7 protein-coding genes are annotated in these 13,257 nt (G+C 68.6%); 6 read left to right on the top strand and 1 reads right to left on the bottom strand.

The genetic code is table 11. The features are described 5' to 3' along the window. Positions 1 to 125 precede the first annotated feature (125 nt). The 3 genes from AX685_RS23400 (at position 126) to AX685_RS20490 (ending at position 8,195) form a co-directional block, all read left to right on the top strand. Positions 126 to 4,949: a cadherin domain-containing protein gene (locus tag AX685_RS23400; protein ID WP_066492185.1), complete on the top strand. Its 4,824-nt coding sequence runs from the start codon at positions 126 to 128 to the stop codon at positions 4,947 to 4,949. Positions 4,950 to 5,061: 112 nt separating this feature from the next. Next, positions 5,062 to 6,840 carry a type I secretion system permease/ATPase gene (locus AX685_RS20495; RefSeq protein ID WP_082741120.1) on the top strand — a complete coding sequence of 593 codons (1,779 nt, stop codon included), beginning with the start codon at positions 5,062 to 5,064 and terminating at the stop codon, positions 6,838 to 6,840. Next, positions 6,837 to 8,195, top strand: a complete 1,359-nt coding sequence (locus tag AX685_RS20490; protein ID WP_066492174.1) for an HlyD family type I secretion periplasmic adaptor subunit — start codon at positions 6,837 to 6,839, stop codon at positions 8,193 to 8,195. Before AX685_RS20495 ends, AX685_RS20490 begins: the two co-directional genes overlap by 4 nt. A gap of 154 nt (positions 8,196 to 8,349) precedes the next feature. On the opposite strand, the gene AX685_RS20485 is transcribed toward AX685_RS20490, so the two are convergent. Further along, positions 8,350 to 9,651: a sugar transferase gene (locus AX685_RS20485; protein ID WP_066492172.1), complete on the bottom strand. Its 1,302-nt coding sequence runs from the start codon at positions 9,649 to 9,651 to the stop codon at positions 8,350 to 8,352. Between the two features lie 619 nt (positions 9,652 to 10,270). Between AX685_RS20485 and AX685_RS20480 the strand changes: the two genes are divergently transcribed. The 3 genes from AX685_RS20480 to AX685_RS20470 all read left to right on the top strand — a co-directional run bounded on the left by AX685_RS20480 (position 10,271) and on the right by AX685_RS20470 (position 13,197). Next, positions 10,271 to 10,726: a PilZ domain-containing protein gene (locus AX685_RS20480; RefSeq protein ID WP_176484752.1), complete on the top strand. Its 456-nt coding sequence runs from the start codon at positions 10,271 to 10,273 to the stop codon at positions 10,724 to 10,726. Between the two features lie 163 nt (positions 10,727 to 10,889). After that, complete coding sequence (locus AX685_RS20475) at positions 10,890 to 12,191, top strand: UDP-glucose dehydrogenase family protein (RefSeq protein ID WP_066492166.1); 1,302 nt, start codon at positions 10,890 to 10,892, stop codon at positions 12,189 to 12,191. 34 nt (positions 12,192 to 12,225) lie between these two features. Then, positions 12,226 to 13,197, top strand: coding sequence for an SDR family NAD(P)-dependent oxidoreductase (locus AX685_RS20470; RefSeq protein ID WP_066492163.1), 972 nt, complete (start codon positions 12,226 to 12,228; stop codon positions 13,195 to 13,197). The last annotated feature ends 60 nt before the right edge of the window (positions 13,198 to 13,257 follow it).

Here is a 13,257-nt window from a genome sequence, read left to right on the forward strand (position 1 = left end):
CCTTTGTCGCAGGGGGTCTAACGGCTGCTTAACCACCCCCCACAGCCCTTTGGTAAATCCATAAAACTAAACGGAACTTCATCACGGTCGACCGCGCGATCGTGGGTTTACGGGAAGCTTGTCTGGTGGCGATCACGCATAATCTGTCGATCAAGGTGTCGGGGACCGAAGCATCGGGGAAGCCGGCATTCTCGGTGTTCGTCAACGGGGTGGCGGTCGCCACCAATGTCGAGGTCGGTGCCGACTACCGCCTTGGGCAGTGGAACACCTTCACCTTTTCGTATCAGAGCGATTCGGCGAACGACGATATCCGTATCGTCTACGCCAACGATCATCACGATTCGGCCACGGGACAGGATCGCAACCTGTACATCAACGAACTCGCGCTCGACGGCCGCACGTTCCAGGCCGCGCTGGCGACGGGGGCGAACGCGCATCTGGGCTATCAGGCCGGGCTGACGTCGGCGGCGCTGTTCTCGAACGGGTCGCTGTCCTTCTCGACATCGCAGTTCATGACGTCGACGCCGGGCGCGCTGCAATATCTGGGCATCGCCTATTCGGGCGCGGAATTCACCACCAACCAGCTGGCCGACTGGCACCTGCCGGTGGTGTTCCCGACCGACGCGAACCTCGATTATTACGCCAGCAAGGGTATGAACATCCTGCGCCTGCCGATCCTGTGGGAGCAGCTGCAGCCCACCAAGGGCGGCGCGTTCGACCAAGCGTATATCGACCGCATCACCCACGTCATCGATTATGCCGCGACCAAGGGCATGACGATCGTCGTCGACGTCCACAATTTCGGCCGCGCCTATGGCGAACTGATCGGCGGTCCGGTGGTCACCAACGCCGATTTCGCGGCGATGTGGGGCGCGCTGGGCGGTGCGCTGAAGGATCGCGGCAACGTCATGCTCGGGCTGATGAACGAGCCGAACGAGCAGACCCCGGCCGACTGGCTGGCGTCCGCCAATGCGGCCATCGCGGCGATCCGCGCGGCGGGCGCGGCGCAGACGATCCTGGTCGCCGGTTCCGCATGGGACGGCGCGTACAACTGGCTGACCAGCGGCAATGCCGCCACGATCGGCAAGGGCGTGGTCGATCCGCTCGACAAATATGCGTTCGAGGTCCACCAGTATCTCGACCTCACCGCCTCGGGCGGGGTCGCCACCCCGGTCAGCGCCGATATCGGCGTGCAGCGGCTGCAGGCGATCACGCAATGGGCGCTGCAGAACAACCAGAAGCTGTTCCTGGGCGAATTCGGCGTCGGCACCGACGCCACCAGCCTGTCCGCTCTGGACAAGATGCTGACCTATATGGCGCAGCACGCCGATGCGTGGCTGGGCGGCACGTACTGGGCGGCGGGCAACAACAATTACTTCTCGATCGACCCGGTCGGCGGCAGCGACCGGCCGCAGATGAACCTGCTGGAGAAATATGCGCCGGCCCCGATCACCGCGATCGAGAATGCGACTGCGGTCACCTACACCTCCGGCAACACCACTTATTATGCCGACGGGTCTGTCGAGGTACGCTCGTTCCAGTCCGACGGCACGCTGCGCGGCAAGACGATCACCCATGTCAACGGGTCGAAGGAGACGTACGCGCTCAACATTGTCGGGCAGGCCTATACCACCGAATACAGCACGTTCGACGCAAAGGGCGCGCTGATATCGCTCACCCGCACTCAGGCCGACGGCAAGATGGTGTTCGGCAAGACGGTGAATAACGCGCTCGGGCGCACCACCTCGGACCAGTACAACACCGCCGGCCTGCTGACGACGCGCACGATCGAACAGCCCGGCGTGGTCGAGACCAAGAACTACGCCGCCGACGGCTTCACACTGTTGCGCCACATCGTCCAGCAGACCGGCGGCCTGAAGGACGTGTGGATCTACGGCATCACCGGCCAGACCTATACCCAGGCGCATGAGCAATATGCCGCCAACGGCACGCTCACCTCGCTGACGCGGATGCGGGCCGACAACAGCCTGGTCTTCACCAAGACGGTGGACCTGGCGACCGGCGCGGTCGCCACCGGATCGTACAGCAACGCCGGCGTGCTGACCTCGATGCTGATCGTGCAAGGTGCGGAGACGACGCAGAAGACCTATGCCGCCGATGGCGCGACCGTGACGCGCAGCATCCTGAACCACGCCGACGGATCGAAGGAAGTGTGGTATTACGGGCAGACCGACCCGAATTACCGCACCGTTCACGAAACCTACAACGCCGCCGGCGCGATGGTGTCGGTGGAGCGGCTGCGCGGCGATGGCAGCCTCTATTACTCGCGCGACGTGCTGTCCGACGGAAAGGTCGTCACCGTCACCAACAGCTTTACCACGGACGGGCTGCTGACCACGTCGGTGATCGGCCGGTCGGATGGCAGCATCACGACGAAGACCTTCGCCAGCGACGGGATCGCGCTGTTGCAGGACGTGACCACCACCGCCGATGGTGCGCGCGAGGTGCATCTGTACGGCGTCACCGGCGCCGCCTACACCGCCACCGGCGGCGCGAAGGCGGACGTGCTGGTTGGCGGCGCGGGGAACGACACGCTGACCGGCGGTGGCGGCAACGACACGCTGACCGGCGGTGCGGGCGTCGACACCTTCGTGTTCGCACGTGGATCGGGCAACGACACGATCACCGATTTCGGGCGCAACGGCGAGGCGGACAAGCTGGACCTGTCGGCCTATCTCACCGCCGGGCTGCGCCCGACCGTCGCCGCCAGCGGGTCGGACACGCTGCTGACCTTCACCACCGGTGAGACGATCCGGCTGACCGCGGTCGATCCGGCGCGGCTGACCGCGACCGCCACCGGCTATACCTTCACCGCGCCGGTCGCCTCGCGGCCGATCACGCTGCCCGGCGTCGTCGATTCGGCGCTGGGCACGGTGGGCGGCGTGGTCGGCGGGATCGTCACCACGCCCGTCTCCGTGGCGCTCGACCTGCGTGCGCAGAATGCGGGGCAGGCGTGGAGCTTCACCTCGGCCGCCGGGGTCAACCGCTTCGAGGTGCGCGCGGGCGATCACTGGTCGGGCGATGGCACCGCCGGCAAGGAGCGCAGCGAAACCTATGCGACCGCCAAGTTGGACCTGGGCAAGACCTATCATCTGACGTTCGACGTGATGGTGGAGGCGGGGGCCAAGAACACCGCGTCGTGGATGACGCTGATGCAGCTCCAGTCCACCTTCGATCCCGGCGACGCGCCGCACAGCCCGCCGTTCGCGCTGGAGATGGTCGGCGACAAGATGCGCATCGTGACGCGCAGCAGCGCGACGTCGATCATGGCGGTGGACGATTCGGTCTATCAGCGCCACTTCACCGACACCGCCGACATCACCCGCGGCAAATGGTATGCGTTCGACGTCACGGTCAAGTTCCTGCCCGGCGGGGACGGCCGCCTGACGGTGGTGCGCGACGGGGTGACGATCGTCGACTATACCGGGCCGCTGGGCTTCCAGGATGCGGTCGGCCCCTATCTGAAGCAGGGCGTGTACCGCGCCGACGCGCCGGAGACGATCGCGGTCAATTATCGCAACACCGCGCTGGAACTGGTGCCCAACAGCACCGCGCCGGCCCCGTCGGCGCCGTCCAACCTGACGCTGTCGGTCGCCGACGTGGCCGAGAACGGCGCCCCCGGCGCGCTGGTCGGCACCGCGGCGGCGACCGACGCGCAGGGCCGCGCGATCAGCTATTCGCTGGTCGACAGCGCCGGCGGGATGTTCGCCATCGACCCGCAGACGGGCAAGATCGTCACCGCCAAGACGCTCGATTACGAAACGCAGAAGGCCCATTCGATTACGGTGCGCGCCACCGGCAGCAACGGGCTGTTCGTGGACAAGGCCGTCACGGTCGGCGTCACCGACGTCAACGAGGCGCCGGTCAGCGTGACGCTGGCGGGCGGCAAGGTGGCGGAGAACCTAGCTGCCGGCGCGATCGTCGGCACCGTGTCGGCGATCGATCCGGAGGCGCGGACGCTGACCTATTCGCTGGTCGGCGGCACGGGAATGCCGTTCTCAATCGACGCGCGCACCGGCGTCATCACCACAACCGCGCCGCTCGATTACGAAACGCGCAGCAGCTACGCGTTGTCGGTCCGCGCGACCGATGTCGGCGGGCTGAGCACCGACAAGGCGGTGACGATCGGCGTCACCGACGTGAACGAGGCACCGGCGAACCTGACGCTGACCGGCGGGACCGTGACCGAGAACATGGCCGCCGGCACCATCGTGGGGACGGCGCGCGCGGCGGATCCGGACGGCAACACGCTGTCCTATTCGCTGGTCGGCGCCAGCGGGTTGCCGTTCGCGATCGACGCGCGCACCGGGGTCATCACCACCACCGCGCCGCTCGATTACGAAGCGCGCAACGCCTATTCGCTGACGGTGCGCGCCAGCGATCCGGGCGGGCTGAAGGTGGACAAGCTGGTCTCGATCGGCGTCACCGACGTCAACGAGGCGCCGGTCGACCTGGCGCTGGCCGGCGGCAAGGTGGCGGAAAACCTAGCGCCCGGCGCGCTGGCGGGCGTGGCGCGCGCCAGCGACCCGGAAGGGCTGGCGCTGTCCTATTCGCTGGTCAATGCCAAGGGGATGCCGTTCGCGATCGACGCGCGCACCGGGGTCATCACCACCACCGCGGCGCTCGATTACGAAGGCAAGGGCAGCTACGCGCTGACCATCCGCGCGACCGATGCGGGCGGGCTGACGGTGGACAAGGCGGTGACGATCGGGGTGATCGACATGCCCGAGCTGCCCAAGGGCTGGGTATCGTTCAATGCCTCGCGTGAGCCGGCGCCGGACCGCAGCGGGCTGACCGATGCGCACTCGCTGGGCGGCGGCACCGGCATGGTGGCCGATGCGCACGGCGACTATACGTTCGTGGTGCCGGACCATCCCGACGGCCTGATCAAGCTGGGCGCGGACTATTTCGATCCGCATGTGATCTGACGACAAATATCGGGGAACGCGGGACAAAAGCGCGGCTGGTCAACGCTTCGCTAACCAATCCGGCCTAGCGTGTACGCACGCGCAGCCGGTGCGTGTCACGAGGTTCCCCCCAATGTCGTCGATCGCCTCCCCCCGTTCCATGCGCGGCAGCGCGGACCCGATCCGCCGCGCGATCGCGCGCTGTCGCCCGCATCTGCTGGGGGCGGCGGCGTTCAGCGCGCTCGGCAACCTGCTGTACCTCACCCCGTCGCTGTTCATGCTGCAGGTGTACGACCGGGTGGTGCCCAGCGGCAGCATCCCGACGCTGGTGGCGCTGGGGGTGCTGACGCTGGCCGGGCTGGCGGCGCTGGCGGCGTTCGAATGGCTGCGCTCGCGCGTGTTGATCCGGGCCAGCGCGGCGCTGGAGGCGACGCTGGCGCGCGACACGCTGGCGGTGGCGATGAACCGCCCCGACCTGTCGCGGGTCCAGCGGGCCGAGGCGATGCGCGATTTCGACACCGTTCGGCAGGGGATCGGCAGCCCCGGCGTGCTCGCCGCGCTGGATGCCCCATGGACGCCGATCTACATCCTGGTCGCGTTCCTGCTGCACCCGGCGCTGGGTCTGATGATGATCGTCGCGGGCGCGATCCTGCTGGCGCTCGCCTGGACGAACGAGGCGATGACCGCATCGCCGATGAAGCGCGCCGGCGAGGCGGTGAGCATCGCCTACGCTCGGCAGAACCACGCCGCCGCCTTCGCCGCCGAAGCGCGCGCGCTGGGGATGGTGCAGTCGCTGGCGCTGCGCCAGGCGAGCGAACGCGGCGCGGCCAACGCGCTCCAGCTGGAGGCCAGCTTCGCCGGGAGCGCGCACGGCAGCATCATCAAGTTCTTCCGCCTGGCGGTCCAGTCCGGGTCGCTTGCGCTGGGCGCGGTGCTGGTGATCGAGGGCAGCCTGTCGGCCGGTTCGATGATCGCCGCGTCGCTGCTGATGTCGCGCGCGCTGGCGCCGATCGAGCAGGCGGTGGGCAGCTGGCGTACGATCGTGTCGTTGCGCGCCGCCTATCGCCGGTTGAGCGCCTTGTTCGACGGCGCGCCGGTGCGCGATCACACCGCGCTGCCCGCGCCGACCGGCGCGGTGCAGGTGGAACAGCTGACGGTGTGCGCGCCGCTGACGGGGCGCGTGCTGCTGAGCGAGATCGGCTTCGCGGTGGCGCCGGGGACGATCGTCGGGATCGTCGGGCACAGCGGCGCGGGCAAGTCCACGCTGCTGCGCGCGATCGCGGGCGCGGTGGCGCCGCAGGCGGGGCATGTCCGCTTCGACGGCACCTCGCGCAACGACTGGGATGCCGAGCGGCTGGCCGAGCATGTCGGTTTCGTGCCGCAGGATTCGATCCTGTTCCCCGGCACCGTGAAGGAGAACATCACCCGCTTCCGCCGTCCCAACGACGCGCAGGAGGCGATGCGGCTGGACGCGGCGGCGATCGCGGCGGCGCAGGCGATCGGCGCGCATGAGATGATCGCGCGGCTGCCGCAGGGTTACGACACGCTGCTCGACATCGGCGGGACCGGGCTGTCGGCGGGGCAGGCGCAGCAGGTGGCGATCGCGCGCGCGCTGTTCGGCGAGCCGGCGGTGCTGGTGCTGGACGAGCCGACCGCGCATCTCGATGCGGAGGCGCAGCGCGCCTTCGCTGCGCTGCTGGTGCGGATGCGCGAGGCGCGGCGGACCGTGCTGTTCGCGACGCACAGCACCGACGTGCTGGCCGGTGCCGACATGCTGCTGGCGCTGGAGGGAGGCCGGATCGCGCAGTTCGGGCCGATCGCCGGCGCCGGCGCCGAGGCCGGCCCGCGCCCCGGCAGCTTCATTTCCGCCATCACCCCGGCGTCCTATCGCCCCCGGAAGGTCAACGCATGAGCATGTCCGCCACCTTCGACCGGTTCGTATTGCCCGATGGCGATCGTACCGCGATCCACGATCCGCGGCGCGAGCTGCGCTGGGGCGCGGCGCTGGCCGGGCTGCTGGTGCTGGGCTTCGGCGGCTGGGCGGTCGCCACGCGGCTGGACGCGGCGGTTGTCGGCGGCGGCGTGGTGCGGCTGACCGACGCGCGGCAGGTGGTGCAGGCACCGGCGGCGGGGATCATCTCGTCGCTGGACGTGCGCAACGGGATGCGGGTGCGCGCCGGGCAGCAGCTGGTCGCCTTCACCGCGAGCGAGGCGCTGGCGCAGGAGCGCTCGCTGGCGGCGCGCACGTTCGGATTGCAGGCCGAAATCGCGCGGATCGAGACCGAATTGCGCGGTGGGTCGCGAGTCGCGATGCCCGCGACGATGGGTGCGTCCTCTGAAGCCGACCGCGCATTGGCGGCGGCGGCGGTGGCGAGCGAGCAGGCGCAACTCGACGCGCAACGCGCGCTGGAGGGGGCACAGGCCGCGGTATTGCGCGACCGGCGCGTGCAGGTGGGCCACCAGATCGACGGCTATCGCCAGCGGCTCGGCTCCACGCAGCGCCAGCGGGCGCTCAATGCCAGCGAACTGGACGCCTATCGCGGGTTGTTGAAGCGCGGGCTGGCGACGCGCGAGCGGGTGCTGAACCTGGAACGATCCGCCGCGGCGCTGGATGGCGACCAGGGCGAGACGGTCGCGGAGATGGCGCGGCTGCGCAACCAGGCGGGCGAGGCGCAGTTGCAGCTGACCCAGCTGCGGAGCGAGCGTGCGAATCAGAATGCCGAGCGGTTGCGCGCGGCGCAGAACGATCTGGCGGCGGTGCTGCCGCAATGGCAGGCGGCGCGCGACCAGCTGCGCCGCACCGTCGTGCGTGCGCCGTTCGCGGGCACCGTCACTGCGCTCCAGCCCGCGATGGCGGGATCGGTGGTGCCCGCGGGCGCGCGGCTGCTGGAACTGGTCCCCGCGCGCGACGCGATCGTCGTCGAGGCGAAGGTATCGGCGACCGACGCGATGGAGCTGACGCCGGGGCAGGCCGCCGAAGTGCGCGCCGCCGGATCGCGCGGCCGGCTGGCCCCGCCGCTGCACGGCACGGTCGAGCGCGTGTCCGCCGACAGCATCGAGGATGAGCGCACCGGGCAGGTGTTCTACACCGCCGCGATCCGGCTGGCCCCCGCCGAGGTGCAGCGGATGCGTCGCGACGGCGTGGCCGGGGCGCTGCGCGCCGGCACGCCGGTGGAGGTGATGATCCCGACGAAGGCGCGCAGTGCGCTGGACTATCTGGTTGGGCCGCTGCTGGCGCGGGTGTCGAAGACCTTCGCGGAGCAATGAGGGGCTGAACGCGGTGGGGATGGCGCGGGCGAGGTCCGGCACGCCCGCCGCGCCATCGTTCCGTCATGCCGGAACGAGTCCGGCATGACGGGAACGAGCTTCGCCGAGATTTCGATTGGGTCCGCGAGGAGTGGCGGGGGATGCCCGCCAGATCCTAGAAGGCGTTGCGGTGGACGACCACGCGCAGCGTCGCGAAGATGATCGAGATGTCGCGCCAGATGCTCCAGCCGTTGAGATACTCAAGATCGGCCTGGAGGCGGTTGGTCAGATCCTCGCGCCGGTGGGTCGCGCCGCGGAAGCCGCGGACCTGCGCCAGGCCGGTCAGCCCCGGCTTGCACGCATGGCGGAGCCAGTAGCGGTTGTCGATTTCCCAGAACAATTGCGTACCCGCCAGCGAGCCGAGCGCGTGCGGGCGCGGGCCGACCAGGCTCATCGAACCGAACACGACGTTGAACAGCTGCGGCAGCTCGTCGATGCTGGTGCTGCGGATGAAGCGGCCGACGCGGGTCACGCGGCTGTCGCTGCGCCCGGCGGAGACGTTGCCGTCGGCATCGCATTCCGCGACGTGCATGCTGCGGAACTTCAGGATTTCGAAAAAGGCGTTGCCGCGCCCGACGCGGCGCTGGCGGAAGAACACCGGCCCGCGGCTGTCCAGCTTCACTGCCAGTGCGGTCAGCAGCAGCACCGGCGCCAGCGCGATCAGCGCGGGGATGCACAGCGCCAGATCGAAGAGCCGCTTCGTCACCCGCTGGCTGAGCGTCAGCGGGCCGCTGGCGACCAGCAGGGTGGGGTGATGCGCGACCGCGCTGATGCCGAACGCGCCGAACGACCCGATGTCGTCGACCATCACCTCGCCCAGGACGTTGGCGCCTTTCAGCATCATCGCCCAGTCGGCCCGCGCATCCGGTTCGCAGACGATCACCACGCGGTCCATGTCGCGGACCAGCTCGCCGAAACGATGCAGCGCGACCGGATCGGCCAGGTCGGGGACGATGCCGGTCGTTTCGGCATCGATCTGGATCATCCGGTCGGGCACCTGGGTGCGCGCGCGGTCGAAGATGACCATTTCGGCGAGTAGCCGGTCGTTGAGGTGGCGGTGGATGTAGCTGCCCACGGCGATTCGGAACCCGCCCAGCAGCACCGCGGACGCGACCATCGTGGTCAGCAGCATGGAACGCGGGATGAACTGTTCGCTGCGGATGAAATAGACCAGCAGGAACAGCGCCGCGAAACTGAAGGCCAGCGAGCGCAGCGCGATCGAGACGCCGCCGCTGCCGCGGCGTAGCGTGCTGATCGCGAAGGCGCGCGAATTGAGCGCGGTGCCGGCATAGATCGGCAGCGTGACCGCCAGCAGCGCGACCAGCGCCGCCGGATCCGGTTTCACGAACCATGCCACCAGGATCCCGAGCATGATCGCGGCCAGATCGCCTAGCACGACCGACAGGGCCAGATGCACGCGAAGCGTCCGCGACGGGGCGCCGCGGAACAGCAGGCCTGATGACAGGGATGGCTCAGCGATCAATCGCTGCACACCATCATTCACGCGCTTCTCCCCCGACTGTCCGACCGGGACCGATTGTCCCGGTACATCGTCGCCTGCGGGCGCGGACTATAGGCACAGATCGTCAGGAAGCAACGGCCATGGCGGCCGCAGGGAAGCGAGCGGCGGTCACGCGCGGCGGAACGGCCCGCGCGCGCGACACCCCGAGCGTGCGGCGGTCAGATGACGGCGACGATGATCGCGGCCCAGCACAACAGACCGGCGGCCAGCGAGCCACCGAAGCCGAGCAGCGCCGATGCGGAAACCACATCATCGGCATGGGCAAGTTCGATCATTCATCCTCTCCGTGCGCCGTTCTGTGTCATTCTGACACGGCGCTTGCACAACTGGTCCCAAATTGGCGGGAGTCATGCAAGTGTAAAATTGGAAAAAAAGATCGTTTCGGGTATCGGGTATGGTGCGCGTGCATGATTTTACGCCTGAATCTTTTTGCCGGGCGATGCCGCTGTGAGCGGTTTGTAAACCTTCGACGGTGCATCCTGCCGCCCATGCAACGGGTGATGGGATGATGCTGATGGGTACGGCTGCTCGGCACCTGGCCGATTCGGGCGATCGTCGCGGTGCGCTGCGCGGTGAGCTGGGGCGTCCGGGGACGATCCGCCTGGACGACGGCACCGTGATCGAAACGGTGCTGGTCGACCTGACGCGCGACGGCTGTCGTCTGCACACCGCGGCGGCGATCGCGCGGGGCACCACGTTCAGCATCGGCATCGCGCATGTCGGCCTGACCCGTGCGCGTGTCGTGTGGCACGGGCCGGAGGGCTATGGCTGCGAATTCGACGCGCCGCTACCGGCGGGCGCGGTGACCGCGGCCTTCGGCGGCAGCAATATCGAACCGTTCCCCAATGCCGGCCAGTTCGCGCCGCCGCCGGTTGCGCGCAAGTGGAGCCCGCGCGCGCGCCTGCTGCTGCTGCTCGCCGGGGTCGCCGGGCCGTGGGCGGCGCTGGCGCTTTTCTGGTTTCTGGTCTGACGTCCCACCCTTTCGCACCGTCTCCGCACGGCTTCGCACCGTCTCCACGCGGCGCCCGCGACGCTTGATTCCCCACCGGATCAGGTTAAGTCGCGAGCGCCGCGATCGTTTTGCGCCGCACCACGTGCGGGCGGCCTGACGGATCACAAAGAGGGAGACGTTCGTGAAGATCGCCATGATCGGGTCCGGCTATGTCGGATTGGTGTCGGGTGCCTGTTTCGCCGATTTCGGGCACGACGTCGTCTGCGTCGACAAGGACGCGAGCAAGATCGAGCGGCTGCTGAACGGCGTGATGCCGATCTACGAGCCCGGGCTCGACGAACTGGTCGCGCGCAACGTGCAGGCCGGGCGCCTGCGCTTCACGACCGAACTGGCCGAGGGCGTGGCGGGCGCCGACGCGATCTTCATCGCGGTGGGCACGCCGTCGCGGCGCGGCGACGGGCATGCCGACCTCACCTATGTCCACGCCGCCGCCAAGGAAATCGGCGAGGCGCTGACCGGCTATGCGGTGGTCGTCACCAAGTCGACCGTGCCGGTCGGCACCGGCGACGAGGTGGAGCGGATCATCCGCGAGGCCGCACCGCAGGCGCAGTTCGGCGTCGTTTCCAACCCCGAATTCCTGCGCGAAGGCGCCGCGATCGACGATTTCAAGCGCCCCGACCGGATCGTGATCGGCTCGGAGGACGACCGCGCGACCGAGGTGATGCGGCAGGTGTACCGTCCGCTGTACCTCAACGCCGCGCCGATCCTGGTCACGCGCCGCCGCACCGCGGAACTGATCAAATATGCCGGCAACGCCTTCCTGGCGACCAAGATCACCTTCATCAACGAAATCGCCGACCTGTGCGAGAAGGTGGGCGCCGACGTGAAGGACGTCAGCCGCGGCATCGGCCTCGACAATCGCATCGGGTCGAAGTTTCTTCACGCCGGCCCCGGCTATGGCGGGTCGTGCTTCCCCAAGGATACGCTGGCGCTGCTCAAGACCAGCCAGGACTATGACGCGCCGCAGCGCATCGTCGAGGCGGTGGTGGCGGTCAACGACACCCGCAAGCGCGCGATGGGGCGCAAGATCATCGCCGCGATGGGCGGCGACGTGCGCGGTAAGACCGTCGCGGTGCTGGGGCTGACGTTCAAGCCGAACACCGACGACATGCGCGATTCGCCCGCGATCGCGGTGATCCAGACGCTGCAGGACGCCGGTGCGACCGTGAAGGCCTATGACCCCGAGGGGGTCGAGCAGGCCAAGAAGGTGCTCGACAACGTCGATTATTGCGACGGGCCGTACAGCGCGATCGAGGGCGCCGACGCGCTGGCGATCGTGACTGAATGGGACGAGTTCCGCGCGCTGGACCTGGCGCGGGTCAAGTCGCTGCTGGCATCGCCGGTGCTGGTCGACCTGCGCAACATCTACATCCCGGACGAAGTGCGCGCCGCCGGTTTCGACTATACCAGCATCGGGCGCTGAGCGTGATGCGCGCCGGGGGCGAGGGAGCGACGCGATGACCATCCTCGTCACCGGCGCCGCCGGGTTCATCGGCCATGCCGTCGCGCATCGCCTGCTGGACCGCGGCTACAGCGTGATCGGGATCGACAATTTCAACGATTATTACGACCCCGCGCTGAAGGAAGCGCGCGCCGCCAGCTTCGCCGACGTGCCCGCGATGCGGATGGTGCGCGGCGATATCGCCGATGCGGAGATGGTCGCGGCGCTGGTGCGCGACCATGGCGTCACGCGGATCGTCCACCTCGCCGCGCAGGCGGGGGTGCGGTACAGCATCGACAATCCGTTCGCCTACGAACGCTCGAACCTGGCGGGGCATCTGTCGCTGCTGGAGGCGAGCCGCCATGCGCCGGGGTTCGAGCATCTGGTCTATGCTTCGTCCAGCTCGGTCTATGGCGACCGGCCGCTCAACGGCGGCGGGTTCAGCGAGGACGATGCCGCGGTGAACCCGGTATCGCTCTACGCTGCGACCAAAAGGTCATGCGAGCTGATGAGCGATGCCTATGCCACGCTCTACAAATTCCCGCAGACGGGGCTGCGCTTCTTCACCGTCTACGGCCCGTGGGGGCGGCCGGACATGGCGATCTTCGGCTTCACGCGGAAGATCCTGTCGGGCGAGCCGATCGAGGTCTATGGCGAGGGGAAGATGGCGCGCGACTTCACCTTCATCGACGATATCGTCGACGGGGTGGTGGGCGCGCTGGACCATCCGCCCGCGCGCGGCGCGCACCGCGTTCTCAACATCGGCGACAGCCACCCGGTCGGGCTGATGGACATGATCGGGACGCTGGAGGCGGCGTTGGGCCGCACCGCGATCAAGCACATGCGCCCGATGCAGCCCGGCGACGTCACCGCGACCTTCGCCGACGTGTCGAAGCTTCACGCGCTCACCGGCTATCGACCGAAGGTGATGCTGGGCGAGGGGATCGGGCGGTTCGTTCAATGGTATCGGGAGTTCTACGGCGCATGACGCAGATCGTTCCGGTGATCCTGTCGGGCGGATCGGGGACGCGGCTGTGGCCGCTGTCGC

The sequence above is a fragment of the Sphingomonas sp. CCH9-F2 genome (genome assembly GCF_001556735.1).
Classification (GTDB): Bacteria; Pseudomonadota; Alphaproteobacteria; order Sphingomonadales; family Sphingomonadaceae; genus Sphingomonas; species Sphingomonas ginsenosidimutans.